A 19006-nucleotide genomic window follows, 5' to 3' on the forward strand; every position below is an offset into this window, starting at 1 on the left:
ACTGTCGATGCGTCGATCGTTGACCGCCGCCACCAGTGCCCTCGTCCTCGGCGCGGTCGGGGTCCTGGGGGCCGTCCCCGCGGGCGCCGACCCCGCGGCCCCCGAGCCGCTGCCGAGCCTCGACCTCCCCGACAAGGTGGGCGAGACGCTCAGGGCGGCCGAGGGCACCGTCACCGCCTTCGTCCGGCTCGACGCGCCCTCGGCGCTCGACGTCGTCGAGTCCGGCGGCTCCGCCTCCGACGCCGGCGAGGCGGTCGAGGACGTCGAGAGCCTCGCCGAGGACGTCGTCCCGGCCGAGGCAGGTGCCCGCGCCCGCAGCGCCGGGCCGCAGCGGGTCTCGGTGACGAGCACGCTCGTCGCCGGCACCATCGTCACCGGTGACGCCACCGAGGTGCGCGAGCTGGCGGAGTCCGACGACGTCGTGTCCGTGGCGCTCGTCCCGCTCAAGGAGCCGAGGAACAAGGGCGTCGACTTCTTCACCCGCGCCGCCGAGGTGTGGGAGTCCTACGGCGAGACGGGCGAGGGCATCCGCATCGGCATCATCGACACCGGCGTCGACTACACCCACGCGGACTTCGGGGGGCCTGGCACCGCGGAGGCCTACGCCTCCGCCTACGGCGAGGACGGCACCGCACCCGCGCCCGAGGGCACCTTCGACGGAGCCAAGTTCCTCGGCGGCTACGACTTCGCCGGCACCCTCTACGACGCCGCCGGGCGGCTGCCGGGCTCCACCACCGTGCCGCAGCCCGACCCGAACCCCATCGACGGCCTCTACACCCGCGACCACGGCGGCCACGGCACGCACGTCGCCGGCAGCGCCGCCGGCTACGGCGTCACCGCCGAGGGCGAGACCTTCCGCGGCGACTACGGCGACCTCGAGGACATCAGCGACTGGAAGGTCGGGCCCGGCGCCGCCCCGGAGGCCGGCATCTACGCCCTCAAGGTCTTCGGTGACTACGGCGGCTCGACCAGCGTGACGATCAACGCGCTGGAGTGGGCGGCCGACCCGAACGGGGACCTCGACTTCAACGACCGCCTCGACATCGTCAACCTCTCCCTCGGCGGCGACTCCGCCCCGGTCGACGACCCCGAGAACCTCTTCGTCGACCGGCTCAGCGACCTCGGCACCCTGTCGGTCATGGCCGCGGGCAACGCCGGCGACGTCACCGACATCGGCGGCTCGCCCGGCAACGCGAGCACCGCACTGTCCGTCGCCAACTCCGTCTCCGACACGATGACCTACGACGCCGTCGAGGTCACCGGAGCCGCGGACGAGTCCCTCCTCGGCCGCCACGCCGTGCAGAACACCATCTCCTACGCGGGGAGCGAGGACGCCGAGGGCCCCGTCGTCTACCTCGGCGAGGGCGTCGACGGCTGCCAGCCCCTCACCGAGTACGCCGAGCAGATCGACGGCGCGATCGTGTGGCTGCACTGGGACGACAACGACAACACCCGTGCGTGCGGCAGCGGCGCCCGCTGGGCGAACGCGACGGCCGCGGGCGCGGCCGGCGTCCTCATCGGCACCGAGAACGCGATCTTCACCGCCGGCATCGCCGGTGACGCCGCGACTCCCGGTGCGCAGCTCACGGCCGCCGCCACCGACCTGCTCCTGCCCGAGATCCAGGCCGGCACGCTGAGCGTGCGCCTGGGGCCCTCCTACCGGGACGCCACCTTCGTCACCGACGAGTCCGTCGCCGACATCCTCAACCCCGGATCCTCGCGCGGCGCCCACGGCTCGCTCGGTGTCGTCAAGCCCGACGTCGCGGCGCCCGGCACCCGGATCTCCTCGGCCGCGGCCGGCGCGGGCACGATGGCGCACACGCTGTCCGGCACCTCGATGGCCTCCCCGCACGTCGCCGGCATCGCCGCCCTCGTGCGGGCGGCCAACCCGGGCTGGAGCCCGCAGGAGGTCAAGGCCGGCATCATGAACACCGCGACCAACCCCGTCTACTCCCAGCCTGGCCCCGGCGGCCCGGTCTTCGGCCCCGAGCGGGTGGGGGCGGGACGTGTCGACGCGGTCGCCGCCGTGAGCACCGGCGTCATCGCCTACGACTCCAGCGCGCCGGACGGCGTCTCGGTGGCCTTCGGGGTCGTGGACGTCGGTGCCGAGACGGTCACCCTGCGCCGCACGGTGACCGTGGAGAACCTCGAGAACCGCGGTCCCGTCGTCCTCCGCCCCACCTTCGAGGCGGCGACGACCACCGGCGGCGCGACGATCACGACGTCGCCGTCGTCCATCACCGTCCCGCCCGGCCGCAGCAGGACCGTCACGGTCACGCTGACGGCGGACCCCGAGACCCTGGCGCGCGACATCGACCCCACGCAGTCGGCCGACTCCGGCGTCGGCGTGCCCCGCGAGTACGTCGCGGCGCTGTCCGGCCAGCTCGTCCTCGAGCCGCCGCGCCCCGGGACCGGACCCACCCTCCACGTCCCGGTGCACGCGGCCCCGCGTCTCGTCTCCGACCTCGCGGCCCAGCCCGTGGAGCTCGCCTCGGCGGACGCGGTCACCGCGCCCCTCGGGCTGACCGGTCGCCACGTCGACTCCGGCGGCTGGACCTCGCGGACCTCGGTGCTCGAGCTCGTCGCCACGAGCCCGCGCCTCGAGGACGTCGACGCGAGCCTTACCTCCCCGAGGCAGGTCGCGGCCGGTGACATCCGGTACGTCGGCGCGATGTCGACGGCGCCGCGGCTCGTGGAGGCCGGCTTCGACCCGGCACTCGGCTACCTCGGCATCGGCATCGCCGTCCAGGGGGAGTGGCCCACGCTCGGCACGACGACCGTCCCGGTCATCGACACCGACGTCACCGGTGACGGCGTCCCGGACATCCAGACCGCCGTCCAGAAGCTCGACCCGTCGCTCGACGTGACGATCGCCTACACCTACGACTACTGGACCGGCCAGCCCTACTCCCAGAGCGCCGTCAACGGCGCCTGGGGCAACGTCGACACCACCGTGTTCGACAACAACGTCCTCGTCGCCCCGATCCCGCTGAGCCTCTTCCGGCCGGGCGTCGTCCCGACCTTCAGCGTCTGGACCTTCTCGCAGTACGCCCCGAACGGCCTCAACATCGTCGACGGTGTCGAGCCCTTCACCTACGACCCCTTCACCCCCGACCTGTGGACCAGCGGCGGCGTGCTCAACGACGTCTTCGACCCCTCGGGCACGGACATCACCGTCCACCGCTCGCCGGAGGCCGGCGCGGACGTCGGGCCGCTGCTCGTCCTGCACTCGCACAACGCCGACGGCGCCCGCGCGCAGGTCGTGGACGTCACCGTCCCAGAGGTCGTCGCCGTCCCGACGACGACGACCCTCACCGTCGACGGCGAGCCCGCCGTCGGCTCCGAGGTCACCCTCACCGCCACCGTGGCGCCGGCCGCAGCGACCGGCACCGTGAGCTTCCGTGACGGGGACACCGAGCTCGCCACGGCGCCCGTCGAGGACGGCACGGCCCGCGCCGTCGTCCCCCTCGGGACCGGCACCCGCACGCTGAGCGCCGCCTTCGCGCCGGACGCCCCGCGGTGGGTGGCCTCGGTGTCCGCGCCCGTCACCGTCGAGGTGGCTCAGGCCACCTCGACGACGTCGCTGCGCCTCGCGCGCAGCCTCGCGACGTACGGGACCGAGACGACGGCGACGGTGACGGTCGACGCCGGGGCGGCGCCGTCGGGCACGGTCGAGCTCCGCCGTGACGGCGAGGTCGTCGCCACCGGCGAGCTCGCGGTCGACGGGAGCCGCGGCACCGCCACGGTCACCCTGCCCCGCGACCTCGCCGCCGGCGGCCACCGGCTCACCGCGGTGTACGCCGGGAGCCCCGGCGTCGCCGGGTCGACGAGCCGCGCCGCGACCTTCGTCGTGCTCCCGGCGCTGCCGCGCGTCGACATCGACGCCGAGTCCCGGGTGCCGAGGGGCAGCTCCCCGCAGGTCGGTATCGAGGTCCTCGGCCGGGGCGGCGCCCCGGTGCCCACGGGCTCGGTGACGGTGACCGCCGGCTTCCGCGTCATCGACCGGGTCGAGCTCGACGAGGACGGAGGGGCGACCGTGCAGCTGCCGCCCGTCCGCTTCCTCACGATCCTCACCGCCACCTACGGCGGCGACGCCGGGTACCTGCCCGGCATCGACCTGGCCACCGTCACGCCGCGCTGACCGGCGGCACGAGGGGCGGGGGCGCGGCAGGCGACTGCCGCGTCCCCGCGCCAAATGCGGCGCCCGGAGGGTGGCGCGCGCTACGGTCAGGGCATGAGCGACGGCGACTTCGAGTTCGAGCGGAAGTTCTTCGTCCCCGAGCTGCCGACCGCGGCCCTGCGCGAGCCGCACCCGGTGCTCATCGTGCAGAGCTACTTCCTCGCCGCCGACGGCTACGCCCTGCGGATCCGGCTGCAGGGGGCCGCGCCGGCCGGGACGCTGCCCACCTGGGGCGACGAGCGCGAGCTCCTCGAGGCCGCCGCCGACACCTTCTCCTTCTGCGCGCTCACCGCCAAGGGCCCCTACGTGGGCGGCACCCGCTACGAGGCCGAGCGGGAGCTGGACGTCACCGCCGGCCTGGCGATGGTCCGGCTCGGCGGTGACCTCGTGGCCAAGCTGCGCTACTCGCTGTGGCTGGGCGCCGACGGCTGGGTCGTCGACTCCTTCCTCGGCCGCAACGAGCCACTCGTCGTCGCGGAGTGCGAGCGCGGCGGCCCCGTCACGGACCTCGCCATCCCCGACTTCTGCCTCAGCGAGGTCACCGACGACCCCCGCTTCGCCAACGACGCGCTCGCCACCAGCCCGTACAGCCACTGGAGCGCGGACTACGGCCGCGAGCTCGAGACGGACGGGCCGCGCTTCCTCACCGAGTTCGGCACGAACCAGCTCGGCCTGCCCAGCTGACCCGCGCGCCGTCGCCCATGACTCCCGGGTCCCTCGTCCTCGTCCGTCACGGCGAGAGTGCCGCCAACGCGCTCGGCCTGTTCACCGGGGTGCTGGACGTCGGGCTCACGCCGCACGGTGAGCAGGCGTGCCACGACGCCGCCGCCCGGCTGCACGCCACCGGCTGGCGGCCCGACCTCGTCCTCGCCTCGGAGCTCGTCCGCTCCTGGCACACCGCGGACATCGTCGCCGGGGTCGTCGGGGGAGAGGTCACGCGGCACTGGCGGCTGGGCGAGCGCAGCTACGGCGCGCTCAGCGGCTACGGCAAGCGTGAGGTCGCCGAGCGGTACGGCCAGGAGCTCTTCCTCCACTGGCGCCGCTCCCTCGACGGCCGCCCCGAGCCCCTGCCCGAGCACACCGTCGCCCTGTGGCGCTCCCTGCCGCCCTTCGCCGGGCTGCCCGCCGAGGCGCTGGCGCCCACGGAGTCGCTGGCCGACGTCGTCGAGCGGGTCCGCCCGCTGTGGGAGGGCGAGCTCGGTGACGCGCTGCGCGCCGGCCGCCACGTCCTCGTCGTCGCCCACGGCAACTCCCTGCGCGCGCTGTGCGCGCTCGTCGACGGCCTCGACGCCGCCGAGCTGCGCGAGCTCAACCTCCCCAACGCCCGCCCGCTCCTGTACGAGCTCGGCCCCGGACTCGTGCCCCGCGTCCGCGGCGGGCGCTACCTCGACCCGCGGCTGGCCGCCGCGGAGGCCGCGGCCATCGCCGCGCAGGGCGGTACCTGAGGCCACCGGCCCCTCCGCCTCCCGGTGCCCGTCGGTCCGCCCTCCGGGCTGCCCGATCGTCCCTCCGCCCGAGGTGCGTGGGCGGAGGCGGCGGTTAGGCTCGCTGGAGATCCGCAGGGTCGCGGTGAGGGGGAAGCGATGAGAGTGGTGGTCGTCGGCATGGCCTATGCCGTCGTCACGCTGCCCGTCGACACCTTCCCGGTCGAGTACCGGGCGGTGCGCGACGTGTCGATCTCCGCCTCTGTCGGCGGATCGGGCTTCGCGGCCGCCCGCACGCTCGCGGCGCTGGGTGACGAGGTCTACCTCGCCGCGCCGCTCGGGGAGGACGCGGAGGGCGTCGCCGTGGACGTCGCCGCCTACCGCTACGGCGTCAACTCGGCGATGTGCCCGCGCTCGCTGCCCCGCTCACCGCGTGCCGTCGTCCTCGAGTGCGACGGCCGGCGGCAGATCAGCCGCGACCTCGGGGAGGCGCGCACCGCGCACGTCGACCTCGACCTCGGGGCGCTGGCGACCTCCGAGCTCGTCATGGTCGACGGCGTGCTCCCGACGGCGGCGCTCATCTCCTCGGCGCAGGCGACGGGGGTGCCCGTGGCCGCGGCGCTCGGCACGGTCCGGGAACCGCCGCTGCTCGAGCAGCAGCCCTACCTCGGCGCCGAGCTGCTCGTCATGGGCCACGACGGGCACGACGAGGAGCACCTCGTGCGCACGTGGCGGCGCCGCTCGGCCGCCCGGCTCGTCGTCCTCACGCTCGGGGAGCGCGGCGCCGTGGGGATGGTGCCCCACTCCGAGGAGGTCCTCCGCGTACCGGCCCGGCAGCTGGGCGGAGGGCCGCGGCCGCCGGGGCTGGGGGCGACCTACGCCGCCACCCTCGCGCACTACGTCTTCGCGCGCGGCTGCGACGCGCGCACCGCGATGGAGTACGCGGCGACCGCTGCCGCCTGGACGATCGCCCACCCCGGCGAGCCCGACGGGCTGCGGGAGGACGTCCTCGAGGCGGCAGCGGCGCGTCCGGACGAGGCGGCTCAGGCCTCGTAGTCGGCGGCGGAGCAGGCGCTGTCGATCTCGCCCTGCGCGGCCTCGGAGCCGGCGACGTCGATCTGCGTGAGGTCGGGGAAGGTGACCTCACCGGTCTCCGGGTCCGCCTGGGCGCGGGCCTCGTTGACGGCCGCGACGGCCTCGGTGAACGGTGCCTTGAGGTCCTCGAGGAGGGCGGTGAGGTCGGCCGGGGCGCTGCGGCCGAGCTCGGTGAGGCGCTGCTCGAGGGCGTTGACCTCGGTGTAGGTGGCGTCGTCCACGACCTCGCCACCGGACAGGGCGGTGCGCGCGCTCTCGGTGCGCTCGGCGAGCGGCGTGCCCGTGCCCTCGTAGAAGCCCTCGCAGGTGACCTGCTCGGGGCTCTGCGAGGCGGAGGCCGCCGGGGTGGACTCGTCGTCGGACGTGCTGGAGCTGCAGGCGGTGAGACCGAGCAGGAGGACTGCGGGAAGGAGGAGTCGACGTGTCATGCCAGACACGTTAAGCCTGTGCGCGGGGCGGTCCGGGCGGCCGTGGACGCCGACCTTACGCTCGGTTTTCCGCGTGCTGGAGCGGTTTTCCCGCACCGCACACCGTGGCTCGGGCCGTGGCGGAACGGCCCGAGACGTTCCTCACAGACGGTCGGTGCGCTGCCGCCGGACGATGAGGACGACGATCGCGGCGACCGCGCCGAGCGCCGCGACGGCGATGGCCACCTTGGCGGCGGTGGGCAGCCCGGACACCCCGGGCTCCTCGGCGGTCTGCGCCGGCTCGCTCGTCGCGGGCTCGCTCGTCGGCTGGGCGGGCTCGGTGGTGGCCGGGGCGGCGGCGGGCTCGCTCGTGGCGGGCTCGGCCGGCTCGGCGGGCGCGGTGACCTCGAAGGGGATGACACCGTCGATCGGGTGGCCGTCGCTGGAGGCCACGCGCCAGCGCACCTGAGCTGTCCGGCCGGCAGCTCGGTGTCGAGCGCGAGGACGACGTCGGTCCCGTCGAGCGTGCCCTCACCCTCGGCGACGGTGGTGCCGTCGGCGTCGACGACGGTGATCACCGAGCCCACCTCGAGCGGCGGGTTGTTGAAGCTCAGCGTGATCGACTCCGGCGGCGCGTCGAGCACCGCCCCCTCGGCGGGGTCGGAGGCGACGAGCATGTCGTGCGCCTGGGCCGCCGTCCCGAGGCCGAGCGTCCCGAGGAGGACGAGCAGGACGAGGGTGAGGGCGCGGGCGGGACGGCGAGCGGCAACGGTCGTGGTCATGGGGTCCATGCTAGGCAGACCCGGGACGGGGGCGGAGCGAGCGCCCGTACGATCGCCCTGATGAGGCAGCTGGACGTCCGCTCGGTGGGCACGGTCGCCGCCGGTGGAGCGGCGGGCGCCGTGGCCCGCCACCTCCTCGTCGGTGCGGCCGGCTCGTCCGCCTGGGCGGCGACGCTGGCCGTCAACGTGGCCGGTGCCTTCCTCCTCGGTCTCCTCCTCGAGCGGCTCGCCCGCGGTGGTCCCGACACGGGCCACCGCCGCCGCCTGCGGCTGCTCCTCGGCACCGGCGTGCTGGGCGGCTTCACCACGTACTCCGGGATCGCCGTCGAGGTCCTCGCCCGGCTCGACGCCGCCCACTGGGCGGGCGCCGCCGGCTACGGGCTCGGCACGGTCCTCGCCGGGCTCGCCGCGTGCGGGGCCGGCGTCCTCGCCGGGGCGCGGAGGGCGGCGCGGTGATCCTCCTCGTCGCCCTCGGTGGCGCGCTCGGCGCCGCGGTCCGCTACGTGCTGGACTCCCTGCTGCCCTCCGCCGGGCCGGAGCGGGTGCCGCGCGGGACGACCGCCGTCAACCTCAGCGGCAGCCTGCTGGCGGGCTGCCTCGTCGGTGCGCTCGCCGCCGGCTCCCTGGACCCGCGGGCCTACGTCGTCGCCCTTGCGGGGTTCTGCGGCGGCTACACGACCTTCTCGACGGCGTCCCTCGAGGCCGTCCGTCTCCTCCAGCGGGGCCGTCCCTGGCGGGCGGCGGGGTACGCGCTGGGCAGCCTCCTCGGCACCGTCGCGGCGGCCGCCCTCGGCGCCGCGGCCACCGGGGCGCTCCTCGGCTGAGCCCGCGCGCAGGCGACCCGGCTCAGCCGACGCGGCGCGCCACCTGGTAGCCCTCGCGGTCCAGGACGAGCTCGTAGTGGGTCCCCGGGTGCTTCTCCTCCGCGTACCGCGCGGCGTCCTCCGGCGCGTTGTCTCCCCACGCCCCGCCCTCGCGGTCGATGACGTAGTAGTCCGCGACCGGGTTGTCACCCGTCCCGGACCACAGCGCCGTCGTCGTCGGCACGAGACGCGCGAGCAGGGAGATGTCGCTGGCGACGACGGCGCCCTCCGGCACCGCCTCGACCACCTCCCGGGCCGCCTCCGTGCGGGGCGAGGCCTGCCACGTGTCCGGGCTCGCCAGCCGCGCGACGGGCAGGTCCGGGGCGGTGAGGACGACGGCGAGGCCCGCGGCCCCGAGCGCGACACCGGCGCGCAGCGGCCGGTGACGGTCCGGCTCCGCGGGACGCGGCCCCAGCGCGTCGAGCAGCGCGGCGGTGGCGAGCGGCATGAGGACGGCGTCGTAGTGCCAGACCCAGGTCCAGTAGAACGACACGTCGCCGAGGAAGCGCCACGCGAGCGTCGGCACCGCGGCGAGGAGGATCGGTGAGCGGACCCCGACGATCCCGGCCGCGAGGACGAGCAGGAGCACCGTGACGACCTTCTCCCCGGGGCCCAGGACCCCGGCGAGGGCGGTGAGCGGGTCGCCGAGGACGTCGCCGACCGTGAGCCGGTCGGTGTAGTCGTACTGGCCGCGCGGGTTGAGGAGCGGCAGGATGACGGCCGTCGCGAGGACGAACCACGCGACGCCCCAGCCGGCCAGGGCGAGGCCGGCGCGGCGCGCCCCCCGCCACCAGATGACCAGGCCCAGGACGGCGACGAGCAGCCCGAGGTCCTCCTTGACGAGGACGAGCGGCGCGAGCCACAGGACGCTCGCCCGCCAGCGCTTCTCGAGGAGGGCGCACAGGCCGAAGGCGAGGAGCGGCAGCGCGAAGGAGATCTCGTGGAACTGGCTGCGCACCGCCCCCTGGATGCCGTGGGACAGGACGTAGGCGGCCCCGACCGCGACGCCGGGCCACCGTCCCAGCCGGCGCACCGCCAGGGCCGTCAGCGGCCACGCCGACACCCCGACGAGCAGCGCCTGGACGACGAGCAGGGTGAGCCCGGAGGGCGCGAGGGCGTAGACCGGGCCGAGGAGCACGAGGATCGGGTGGAAGTGGTCGCCGAGGAGATTGAAGCCGTCGCCCTTGATCGGGACGATCGGCGCGTCGAGGCCCGCGTAGGCCTTGGCGAGCTGGGTGAAGATCGCCAGGTCCCACGACGGCGCCTCCAGCCGGCGCCACTGGAGGACGGTGACGAGCACGTACAGCGCGCCGGCCGCCGCTGCCACGGCCCAGGCCTCCGGCTGCCTCAGCCGTGTCCGCCGGGTGGTGGTGACGGGCGCGGTCACACCGCTCCCCGGCGCTGGAGGTGGCGCAGCGCCGCCCACCCGAGCGGCACCCGGAGCCAGAAGGTGAGCAGTCGGAAGACGAGCGCGACGGAGAAGGCGACGCCGGCGGGGATGCCGGCGACGGTGAGCCCACCGGTGAGGGCCGCCTCGACCGGGCCGATGCCGCCGGGGGAGGGCACGGCCGCGCCCACGGTGTTGGACGTGAGGTAGGTGATCGACAGCGTCGTCAGCGGCAGGCTGTAGCCGAAGGCGGCGAGGGCGCAGCCGAAGGCGGCGACGTAGCCGAGCGTCATGATGACGTTGCCGCCCAGCCCCACGAGCAGCCGGCGCGGGCTGCCGACCACCCACAGCACCCGGGGCCACACCTGGCGCAGGGTGGGTCCGAGCTTCTCCCACAGCCAGGTGCGCACGGGCGGTACGCCGAGCAGCACGCCGAGGATGATGACGGCGGTGATCGCCACCGCGTTGACCGCGCCGGAGGGCACCGACAGCGTGCCGGCGCTGCCGGTGACCAGGGCCATCGTCGCGAGGAGCAGCACGGTGGTGACGAACTGGGAGACCTGGACGAGGGCGACGGTGGCGACGGCGAGCGGGGTGGCGACCCGCTGCCGGTTGAGGAAGCGGAGGTTGAGCGCTGCGGGCCCGACCCCGGCGGGCGCGACGAGCGAGACGACGCCGGCGGCCACCTGGACGAGGGTGGTGCGCCACAGCCCGAGCTTCTCCGGCGCGAAGGCCACCAGGCCCATGGCGCTGCCGAGGAAGGTGAGCACGCCGAAGGCGAAGGTGGCGAGCAGCCACCACGGGTTGGCGTTGCGGGTGGCGGCGACGACCTGCTCGAAGTTCAGCGTGCCGAGGAGCAGCCAGACGGCGACGACGGCGATCGTCACCATGACGACCGTGCGCATGCTGAACCGGGCCAGCCGCATCGGCTCGACGTCGGCCGCTGGGTTCTGGTCCACGAGCCGGGCCCGCAGGGAGTTGAGCAGCTCGCGCGGGCGCTCGGCCGCGGCGCGAGTGTGCGCGGTGAGGACGACCGGCTGGAGCAGCGGCGCCACCGAGGCGAGCTCCTCGCTGTCCAGGGAGCGCGCGGCGCTGGCCAGGGCACGGTCCTCGCCGACGTGCGCGGCGGTGGCCGCGAGGAGCTGGGCGAGGTCGAGGCGGCGGGACAGCTCGGAGGCGGCGATCTCCCCGTTCTCCCAGTCGAGGAGCAGGACCTCGCCCTCGGCCGTGACGAGGACGGCGTCGGCGCTGAGGTCCAGGTGGGCGATGCCGGCGGCGTGCGCGGTGCCGAGCTGGCGCCACAGCTCGTCGAGCAGCTCGTCGCCCACCTCCTCGGCGGGGATGTCGCTGAGCCGGCGCGCGTGGCCGATGTGCGCACTCACCATGAGGACGGAGTCGCGCGACTCGGCCATCCCGGTGAGCGGCGCCGTGCGGACCCCGGCGCGCTCGGTCGCGTAGGCGAGGAGGGCGGCGCGGTCGGCGGCGTCGCGCAGCGTGGTGGCCCGCCGGCGGTGCAGTCCCCGTACCCGCAGCCGCGCCCACAGGGAGGAGAGGTAGCCGACCACCTGGCGGTCGCCGTCGAGCACGCTGACGTACCAGCGGCGGCCCTCGGCGTCCCACACCGAGTACACGCGGTGGGCGCTGACGGGGTCGAGGGTGACGCCGTCGGGGCTCGTGGAGGCGGCGACGACGGCGTGCGGGTCGGTGAGGACGTCGGGGACGATCGAGTCGGCCGGGCGTCCGGAGGCGCCGGGCCAGCTGGGGACCGCCGTCGTGTCCAGCGGCTCCACGGGCCGTGCGGTGTAGCCGACGGGCGCGCTGGTCGTCACGGTCCACGCCTGGACGTCCTCGTCGGCGCTGTCCAGCCGCACCACGCGGGCGGGGTCGAGCCCGGCGTGCCGCAGCCCCTGGACCAGGGCGATGCCCTCGGCACGCTCGTTGTAGACACCGACGACGTACCGTCCGGCCAGCCCGATCGCGCGGCCGATGAGGACGGTGACGACGGCGCCGGGCAGAGTGAGCGCGCCGCGGATGACGGTGAGGACGAGGACCACCCACAGGAGGTTCCACGACCAGCGCACGGTGGGGCGGTGGGCGCGGGTCCCGACCGTCGTGAGGAGTGCGGCGAGCGCGGCCACGAGGGGGTTCATCGCGATGACCGCGTCGCCCTCGGAGGTGATCGTCAGGCCCACCGACAGGGCGGTGGGCCCGTAGGTGTCGAGGAGGAGGACCGCGCCGGTCGTCACGCCCCAGGCGACGACGGCGGCCGCGACGGCCTCCGCCACCGCTCGCCAGCGCCGCCGCACGAGCTGCATGACGACGACGAACAGCGGCAGGAAGAAGGTGACGACGCCCTCGAGGACCGTGACGGGCAGGAGGAGGATCTCGCGGAGCACGAGCGCGGCGGCGGACTGGACGTCCTCGGTGACACCGATCGCGGTCGCGTGCGCGTACACGGCGAGGAGCAGGACCATGCCGATGCCGAGCACGGACAGGACGAGCTCGAGGAGGTCGCGCGGGCGGCGGACGCGCGCCTCGGGCACGTCGACGAGCAGCACCTTGCGGCGCGGCGCCCCGCGGGTGGGGCTGTCGGCCACGGGGGTGCGCTCACCGGGCCGATCCGTCATGCGCCCGAGTGTAGGCGGTGCCCCGGACCGCCCCCCCGGAGCCGCGCTCAGCCGAGACCGAGGGACGCGAGGAGCTCGGCCGGCAGCAGGGCGTAGCCGACGAAGGCGACGACGTCGAGGAGGGTGTGGGCGACGACGAGCGGCATGGTCCGCCGTCGCCTGCGGTAGTACTCCGCGAAGACGACGCCCATCGCGACGTTCGCCAGCCCCGGCCCCAGGCCCTGGTAGAGGTGGTAGGCGCCGCGCAGGAGCGCGCTCGCGGCGACGACGGACGGCGCCCGCCAGCCGAGCTGCTCGAGCCGCTCGATGAGGTAGCCGGCGGCGACCACCTCCTCGAGCAGGGCGTTCTTCAGCGCCGCGAGCACGAGGACGGGCACGGCCCACCACGCGGCGTCGAGGGTGGCGGCCTGGACCTCGACGGTGACGCCCAGCGCCCGCCCGAGCGCGTACAGGCCCAGCCCGGGGATCCCGATGAGCGCGGCCAGCCCGGCACCGACGGCCAGGTCCCGGCCCGGGCGGGAGAGCGTGAGGCCGATCCGCGAGGTGGCACGGCTGCCGGGCTCGCTGAGGAGGAAGAGCGCCAGCGCCACCGGCACGAGCGCGAAGCCGAGGCTGAGCAGCTGGTAGGTGAGGTCGAGGTAGGGCCGCGGGGAGCGCGAGGGGTTGAGCGCGGTGGCCTGGTCGCGCAGCGGCGTCTCGGCGGTGAGCCGGGCGACGAGGTTGACGACGGCGTAGACGGCGGACTGGCCGAGCGACAGGCCAAGGACGATCCACACCTCCGCGCGCAGGCGGCGGGGCGTGGTCTCCATGGGGCAGTTGTAGCAGCCGGCGCCCGGAGCGCCCGCGGGACGCGTCTCGCCATGCGGACGGCGGTGGGTGCACGGGAGGCGGCGAACTTACCGTGACGGGACCATCCAGAGCAGCCGAGAGACCTGGCTCGTCGACGCTGCAGCAACCCGCTCCAACGGGTGCTCCCGCCAGGACCGATGGAGGAACCCCGTGATCAGCCTCAGCGACCTGCGCAAGGTCTACCGCACCCGCGGTGACCGCGAGGTCGTCGCCCTGGACGGCATCGACCTCCACGTCCCCCGCGGTGAGGTCCACGGGATCGTCGGGGAGTCCGGCGCGGGCAAGTCGACCCTCATCCGCTGCCTCACCGCCCTCGAGGAGCCGAGCTCGGGGACCGTCGCCATCGACGGCGTCACCCTCACCGGCCTGGGCGAGCGCGAGCTGCGCCGCCAGCGGCGGCGGATCGGCATGGTCTTCCAGCACGTCAACCTCCTCGACGCCCGGACGGCGGCGCAGAACGTCGCCTACCCGCTGCGGGTGGCGGGGGTGTCGCGCGCCGAGCGGGAGGTCCGGGTGGCCGAGCTGCTCCAGCTCGTCGGCCTTGGGGACCGCGGTGACTCCTACCCCGCCCAGCTGTCCGGCGGGCAGAAGCAGCGCGTCGGCATCGCCCGGGCGCTCGCGGCCGAGCCGGCGGTGCTCCTGTGCGACGAGCCCACCTCGGCCCTCGACTCCGACACCACCCGCCAGATCCTGCGGCTCATCCGCGAGCTGCGCGACCGCCTGGGCCTGACCGTCCTCATCATCACCCACGAGATGTCCGTGGTCCGCGAGGTCTGCGACTCCGTCACGCTCCTCGACCACGGGAAGGTCGCCCAGACCGGGCCGATCGCCGAGGTGGCCGGCGAGCACGGCTCGCGGCTGGCCCGCTCCCTCGTCCCGCTCCCGCCGGAGCCCGGCGTGGCCGGCCGCACCACCCTCGAGCTCGCCTTCGGCGGGGGGACGCCCGCGCACCGGGTGCTCGCCGCCGTCGCCGCCCTCGGCGAGGACGTCGACGTCGCCTCCGGCACGATCGAGACCCTCGCCGGCACGCGGGTGGGACGCCTGCGCATCACCGTCCCGGCCGCCGCCGTCGCGAGCTCCACCGCCCGGCTGCGCGCCGAGGGCGTCCACGTCGAGGAGGTGGCGCCGTGAGCTGGCTGCAGGACGCGCTGAGCAACCGGGTCATCACCGAGCAGCTGCCCGAGGCCACCCTCGAGACGCTCTACATGACCGGGCTGTCCTCGCTCGCCACGGTGCTGCTCGGCCTGCCGCTCGGGCTCGCGCTCGTCGCGACGGCGCCCGGGGGCCTGCGCCCGGCGCGGGCGGTCAACGCGGCGCTCGCGACCGTCGTCAACGTCGGGCGCTCCTTCCCCTTCGTCATCCTCATGATCGCGATCCTCCCGCTGACGCGGCTCATCACCGGTACCACCTACGGGTGGCTCTCCGCCGTCGTCCCGCTCTCGCTCGCCGCCACGCCCTTCTTCGCGCGGCTCGTCGAGAACGCCGTCCGGGACGTGAGCGCGGGGAAGGTCGAGGCGGCGCGCATGGTGGGCGCCTCCCGGCTCGCGATCGTCGGCGGGGTCCTCGTGCGCGAGGCGCTGCCGGCCCTCGTCGGCGGTGCCACCGTCACCGTCATCACGCTCGTCGGCTACTCCGCGATGGCCGGCGCGCTGGGTGCCGGCGGCCTCGGCGCCCTTGCCGTCAACCACGGCTACAACCGTTTCCAGACCGACGTCATGGTCGTGACCGTCGTCGTGATCATCGTCCTCGTCCAGCTCGTCCAGATGCTCGGTGACCGGGTCGTGCGACTCGTCGACCACCGCTGAGCGTCCCCACGAAAGGAAGTCCCATGACCACCCTCCGCACCTCCACCCGGATCGCGGCCCTCGCCGGCGTCGCGGCCCTCACCCTCGCGGCCTGCGGCGACGCCGCGGACGACACCACCGACGGCGCCAGCCCGGCCGCCGACGGCGAGGTCACGACGATCGTCGTCGGCGCCAGCCCCACCCCGCACGCCGAGATCCTCGAGTTCGTCCAGGACAACCTCGCCGAGGACGCCGGCTTCACCCTCGACATCGTCGAGTACACCGACTACGTCCAGCCCAACGTCCAGCTCGCCGAGGGGGAGCTGGACGCGAACTTCTTCCAGCACCTGCCGTACTACGAGGCCGAGGTGGAGGAGAAGGGCTACGACTTCGCGCACTTCGAGGGCGTCCACATCGAGCCCTACGGCGTCTACTCCGACTCCCTCACGTCGCTCGACGAGCTGCCCGACGGCGCCCAGGTGGGCGTGCCCAACGACCCGGCCAACCAGGCCCGCGCGCTCGAGCTGCTCGCCGCCGAGGGTGTCTTCACCCTGGCCGAGGACGTCGAGGACCCGACGATCTTCGACGTCGCGGACAACCCGAAGAACGTCGAGCTCGCCGAGCTCGAGGCCGCCCAGCTCGTCCGCAGCCTCCAGGACTTCGACGCCGCCGTCATCAACGGCAACTACGCCCTCGAGGCCGAGCTCAACCCGGCCGAGGACGCGATCCTCCTCGAGTCCGGCGAGGGCAACCCCTACGCCAACCTCCTCGCCGTGCGCGCGGAGGACGCCGAGAACGAGGCGATCCTCGCCCTCGACGAGGCGCTGCACTCCGAGGACGTGCGCGCCTTCATCGAGGAGCGCTGGCCCGCCGGCGAGATCATCCCCGCCTTCTGACGCACCCCTCCAGCGCCGACAGCCGGATTCCTCCAGGAGGAATCCGGCTGTCGGCGCTTCTTGTTGCGGCTAGCCGGCGCGGCGCAGGCGCAGGGAGTTGCCGACGACGATGACCGAGCTCGCCGCCATCGCGGCGCCGGCGATCATCGGGTTGAGCAGCCCGAGCGCCGCGAGCGGGATCGCGGCGACGTTGTAGGCGAAGGCCCAGAAGAGGTTCTGCTTGATGACCCGCAGGGTGGCGCGGGAGACGGCGATCGACGTCGGGGCGGCGCGGAGGTCGCCCGTGACGAGCGTGATGTCGCTGGCCTCGATCGCGACGTCGGTGCCGGTGCCCATCGCCAGGCCCAGGCCCTGCTGCCCGGCCTGCGCGAGGGCCGCGGCGTCGTTGACGCCGTCCCCGACCATCGCGACGACCCGGCCCTCGCCCTGGAGGCGGGCGACGACGTCGAGCTTGTCCTCCGGCAGCACCTCGGCGATGACGTCCTCGGCCGGGATGCCGACCTCGCGGGCCACGGCCTCGGCGGTGGCCCGGTTGTCGCCGGTGAGGAGCATCGGCCGCACGCCCAGCTTCCGCAGGCGGGCGACCGCCTCGGCGGAGGTGGGCTTGACGGTGTCCCGGACGGCGAGGACGCCGCGGGCGGTGCCGTCCCAGGCGACGACGACGGCGGTCGCCCCGGTCCGCTCGGCGTCCCGGTGGTCCCGGATCACGCCGTCGGGCACGGTGACGCCCTGCTCGGCGAGCCAGGCGGGGCGCCCGACGAGGACCTTGTGGCCCTCGACGGTGCCGCTGACCCCGCGCCCGGCGTGGTTCGCGAAGCCGGTGATCTCGGGGAGGTCGCCGAGCTCGGCGCGGGCACCGGCCGCGACGGCCTGGGCGATGGGGTGCTCGCTGGCCGCCTCGACCGCTCCCGCGAGCCGCAGCACCTCGCTGCGGTCCGCGGCCGTGGTGACGTCCGCGAGCTCCATGCGTCCCTCGGTCACCGTGCCCGTCTTGTCGAGCACCATGGTGTCGATGCGGCGGGTGGACTCGAGGATCTCCGGGCCCTTGATGACGATGCCGAGCTGCGAGGCGCGGCCCGAGCCGACGAGCAGGGCGGTGGGGGTCGCCAGCCCGAGGGCGCAGGGGCAGGCGATGATGAGGACGGCGACGGCGGCGGTGAAGGCCGCCTGGAGGTTGGCGCCGGAGAGCATCCACACCGCGAAGGTGCCGATCGCGATGACGAAGACGACCGGGACGAAGACGGCGGAGATGCGGTCCGCGAGCCGCTGGACCGGGGCCTTGCCGGTCTGGGCCCGGGTGACGAGCCGGCCGATCTGGGCGAGCGTCGTCTCCTCGCCCACGCGGGTGGCCCGCACGACCAGGCGCCCGGAGGCGTTGACGGTCGCGCCGGTCACCGTGTCGCCGGGACCGACGTCGACGGGCACCGGTTCCCCGGTGAGCATCGAGGCGTCCACCGCGGAGCTGCCCTCGACGACGGCGCCGTCGGTGGCGACCTTCTCCCCGGGGCGGACGACGAACAGGTCCCCGGCGGCGAGCTGCTCGACGGGCACGCGCTCCTCGGTGCGCCGCCCCGCCTCGTCCACGGTCAGCCGTGCAACGTCCTTGGCACCGAGGGAGAGGAGGGCGCGCAGCGCGTCCCCGGCCCGGCGGCGGGAGCGCGACTCGGCGTAGCGGCCGGCGAGGAGGAAGGTCGTGACGACCGCCGCGACCTCGAAGTAGAGCTCGGGCATGCCGACCTCACCCAGTGCCCCCTGGGCGGGGAACAGGTGCGGGGTCATCCGCATCCCGATCTCCCCGGCGCCGCCGAGCAGCAGCGCCCACAGCGACCACAGCGTGGCCGCGATGACACCGACGGACACGAGGGTGTCCATCGTCGAGGCGCCGTGCCGGGCGGCCTTGGCCGCCGAGCGGTGGAAGGGCCAGGCGGCCCAGGTCACCACGGGCAGCGACAGGAGCGCGACGACCCACTGCCAGCCCGGGAACTGCAGGGGCGGGACCATCGACAGCGCGACGATCGGGACGCTGAGCACGCCCGCGACCCGCAGGCGCCGCCGCAGGTCCGCCTGGCGCCGCTCGGCGGGGGAGGAGGTGTCGTCCCCGGCGCCGTGGCTGTGCCCGGCGAGCGCGTGCTCGGCGCCGTGACCGTCGTCGTGCCCGCCGTCGCCGTGGCCGCCGTGGTGGGCGGCGTCGTCGTCGGCGGTGCGCCGGCGCGTGACGGTGGCGGCGTACCCGGCGCGTTCGACGGCACCGAGGAGGTCGCCGTCGGGCACCTGCTCCTCGAGGGTGAGGTGCGCGCTCTCGGTGGCGAGGTTGACGGTGGCGCTGACGCCGGGCACGGCGTTGAGCTTCTTCTCCACCCGCGCGACGCAGGAGGCGCAGGTCATCCCCTCGACGGCGAGGTCGATCTCTGCGAACGGTGTGGTGGTGGGGGATGACACGGTGGCCTCCTTGGTGGCCTAGTTGTCGGTGTGGATGGCGGTGACGCTGTAGCCGGCCTCGTCGACGGCGGCGCGCAGGGCGTCCTCGTCGAGGACGGCGTCGGAGACGACCGTGACCTCCGAGGTCCCGCCGTTGCGGAGGATGACGCTGACCTTGGAGACGTCCTTGACGGTCTCCAGCTCCTGCGTCACGGCGGACACGCAGTGCCCGCAGGTCATGCCCTGGACCTCGAGGACGGTGGTGCGGTCGATGGGCGACGGGTCGGTGCTCAT

General features: G+C 74.9%; 16 protein-coding genes and 1 pseudogene. 9 read left to right on the top strand and 8 right to left on the bottom strand.

What is annotated here, in order from left to right:
• The first annotated feature begins 7 nt into the window (after positions 1-7).
• The 4 genes from ACWPXV_RS12515 (at position 8) to ACWPXV_RS12530 (ending at position 6660) form a co-directional block, all read left to right on the top strand.
• On the top strand, positions 8-4141 hold the full coding sequence (locus ACWPXV_RS12515) for a S8 family serine peptidase (RefSeq protein ID WP_454085520.1): 4134 nt from the start codon (positions 8-10) through the stop codon (positions 4139-4141).
• Positions 4142-4234: 93 nt separating this feature from the next.
• Positions 4235-4864 (top strand): hypothetical protein, encoded by a 630-nt coding sequence (locus tag ACWPXV_RS12520; RefSeq protein ID WP_454085521.1) that lies wholly within the window; start codon positions 4235-4237, stop codon positions 4862-4864.
• A 17-nt stretch (positions 4865-4881) separates the two neighbouring features.
• Positions 4882-5625, top strand: a complete 744-nt coding sequence (locus ACWPXV_RS12525) for a 2,3-bisphosphoglycerate-dependent phosphoglycerate mutase (protein WP_454085522.1) — start codon at positions 4882-4884, stop codon at positions 5623-5625.
• Positions 5626-5763: 138 nt separating this feature from the next.
• Complete coding sequence (locus tag ACWPXV_RS12530; protein ID WP_454085523.1) at positions 5764-6660, top strand: PfkB family carbohydrate kinase; 897 nt, start codon at positions 5764-5766, stop codon at positions 6658-6660.
• Here ACWPXV_RS12530 and ACWPXV_RS12535 read toward each other — a convergent pair.
• The 3 genes and pseudogenes from ACWPXV_RS12535 to ACWPXV_RS12545 form a co-directional block, all read right to left on the bottom strand.
• Positions 6648-7127: a hypothetical protein gene (locus tag ACWPXV_RS12535; protein WP_454085524.1), complete on the bottom strand. Its 480-nt coding sequence runs from the start codon at positions 7125-7127 to the stop codon at positions 6648-6650. The two genes, ACWPXV_RS12530 and ACWPXV_RS12535, sit on opposite strands and share 13 nt — an antisense overlap.
• A gap of 141 nt (positions 7128-7268) precedes the next feature.
• Entirely contained in the window at positions 7269-7559 is a 291-nt protein-coding gene (locus ACWPXV_RS12540) for a hypothetical protein (RefSeq protein WP_454085596.1), read from the bottom strand.
• A gap of 9 nt (positions 7560-7568) precedes the next feature.
• A pseudogene (locus ACWPXV_RS12545) lies at positions 7569-7897 on the bottom strand (copper resistance CopC family protein); the annotation flags it as partial.
• A gap of 51 nt (positions 7898-7948) precedes the next feature.
• Between ACWPXV_RS12545 and ACWPXV_RS12550 the strand changes: the two are divergent.
• Entirely contained in the window at positions 7949-8344 is a 396-nt protein-coding gene (locus ACWPXV_RS12550) for a CrcB family protein (RefSeq protein WP_454085525.1), read from the top strand.
• A complete protein-coding gene (gene crcB / locus ACWPXV_RS12555; RefSeq protein ID WP_454085526.1) occupies positions 8341-8712 on the top strand; it encodes a fluoride efflux transporter CrcB in 372 nt (123 codons plus the stop codon). The genes ACWPXV_RS12550 and crcB overlap by 4 nt, the downstream gene beginning before the upstream one ends.
• Positions 8713-8734: 22 nt before the next feature.
• On the opposite strand, the gene ACWPXV_RS12560 is transcribed toward crcB, so the two are convergent.
• The 3 genes from ACWPXV_RS12560 to ACWPXV_RS12570 are packed head-to-tail and all read right to left on the bottom strand — an operon-like array spanning position 8735 to position 13574.
• Positions 8735-10138, bottom strand: coding sequence for a DUF2079 domain-containing protein (locus tag ACWPXV_RS12560; protein ID WP_454085527.1), 1404 nt, complete (start codon positions 10136-10138; stop codon positions 8735-8737).
• Positions 10135-12765, bottom strand: a complete 2631-nt coding sequence (locus ACWPXV_RS12565) for a lysylphosphatidylglycerol synthase domain-containing protein (protein WP_454085528.1) — start codon at positions 12763-12765, stop codon at positions 10135-10137. The genes ACWPXV_RS12560 and ACWPXV_RS12565 overlap by 4 nt, the downstream gene beginning before the upstream one ends.
• 47 nt (positions 12766-12812) lie before the next feature.
• Positions 12813-13574 (bottom strand): CPBP family intramembrane glutamic endopeptidase, encoded by a 762-nt coding sequence (locus tag ACWPXV_RS12570; RefSeq protein ID WP_454085529.1) that lies wholly within the window; start codon positions 13572-13574, stop codon positions 12813-12815.
• Positions 13575-13764: 190 nt separating this feature from the next.
• Here ACWPXV_RS12570 and ACWPXV_RS12575 point away from each other — a divergent pair, with 190 nt between their 5' ends.
• The 3 genes from ACWPXV_RS12575 to ACWPXV_RS12585 are packed head-to-tail and all read left to right on the top strand — an operon-like array spanning position 13765 to position 16294.
• Positions 13765-14745, top strand: coding sequence for a methionine ABC transporter ATP-binding protein (locus ACWPXV_RS12575; RefSeq protein ID WP_454085530.1), 981 nt, complete (start codon positions 13765-13767; stop codon positions 14743-14745).
• Positions 14742-15419 (top strand): methionine ABC transporter permease, encoded by a 678-nt coding sequence (locus ACWPXV_RS12580; protein WP_454085531.1) that lies wholly within the window; start codon positions 14742-14744, stop codon positions 15417-15419. The genes ACWPXV_RS12575 and ACWPXV_RS12580 overlap by 4 nt, the downstream gene beginning before the upstream one ends.
• Before the next feature lie 23 nt (positions 15420-15442).
• Positions 15443-16294, top strand: coding sequence for a MetQ/NlpA family ABC transporter substrate-binding protein (locus tag ACWPXV_RS12585; protein ID WP_454085532.1), 852 nt, complete (start codon positions 15443-15445; stop codon positions 16292-16294).
• Positions 16295-16363: 69 nt separating this feature from the next.
• Here ACWPXV_RS12585 and ACWPXV_RS12590 read toward each other — a convergent pair whose 3' ends face one another.
• The gene (locus ACWPXV_RS12590) at positions 16364-18679 is read right to left on the bottom strand and encodes a heavy metal translocating P-type ATPase (RefSeq protein WP_454085592.1); all 2316 of its coding nucleotides are present in this window, start codon (positions 18677-18679) and stop codon (positions 16364-16366) included.
• 72 nt (positions 18680-18751) lie between these two features.
• The gene (locus ACWPXV_RS12595) at positions 18752-19006 is read right to left on the bottom strand and encodes a heavy-metal-associated domain-containing protein (RefSeq protein ID WP_454085533.1); all 255 of its coding nucleotides are present in this window, start codon (positions 19004-19006) and stop codon (positions 18752-18754) included.

It is taken from the genome of Georgenia sp. Marseille-Q6866 (genome assembly GCF_965111665.1).

What these genes read in the sequence shown, in the direction of transcription:
- ACWPXV_RS12515 (WP_454085520.1), top strand. Translation starts at nt 8, where the DNA reads ATGCGTCGATCGTTGACCGCCGCCACCAGTGCCCTCGTCCTCGGCGCG.
- ACWPXV_RS12520 (WP_454085521.1), top strand. Translation starts at nt 4,235, where the DNA reads ATGAGCGACGGCGACTTCGAGTTCGAGCGGAAGTTCTTCGTCCCCGAG.
- ACWPXV_RS12525 (WP_454085522.1), top strand. Translation starts at nt 4,882, where the DNA reads ATGACTCCCGGGTCCCTCGTCCTCGTCCGTCACGGCGAGAGTGCCGCC.
- ACWPXV_RS12530 (WP_454085523.1), top strand. Translation starts at nt 5,764, where the DNA reads ATGAGAGTGGTGGTCGTCGGCATGGCCTATGCCGTCGTCACGCTGCCC.
- ACWPXV_RS12535 (WP_454085524.1), bottom strand. Translation starts at nt 7,127, where the DNA reads ATGACACGTCGACTCCTCCTTCCCGCAGTCCTCCTGCTCGGTCTCACC.
- ACWPXV_RS12550 (WP_454085525.1), top strand. Translation starts at nt 7,949, where the DNA reads ATGAGGCAGCTGGACGTCCGCTCGGTGGGCACGGTCGCCGCCGGTGGA.
- ACWPXV_RS12565 (WP_454085528.1), bottom strand. Translation starts at nt 12,765, where the DNA reads ATGACGGATCGGCCCGGTGAGCGCACCCCCGTGGCCGACAGCCCCACC.
- ACWPXV_RS12570 (WP_454085529.1), bottom strand. Translation starts at nt 13,574, where the DNA reads ATGGAGACCACGCCCCGCCGCCTGCGCGCGGAGGTGTGGATCGTCCTT.
- ACWPXV_RS12585 (WP_454085532.1), top strand. Translation starts at nt 15,443, where the DNA reads ATGACCACCCTCCGCACCTCCACCCGGATCGCGGCCCTCGCCGGCGTC.
- ACWPXV_RS12590 (WP_454085592.1), bottom strand. Translation starts at nt 18,679, where the DNA reads ATGACCTGCGCCTCCTGCGTCGCGCGGGTGGAGAAGAAGCTCAACGCC.
- ACWPXV_RS12595 (WP_454085533.1), bottom strand. Translation starts at nt 19,006, where the DNA reads ATGAGCACCGACCCGTCGCCCATCGACCGCACCACCGTCCTCGAGGTC.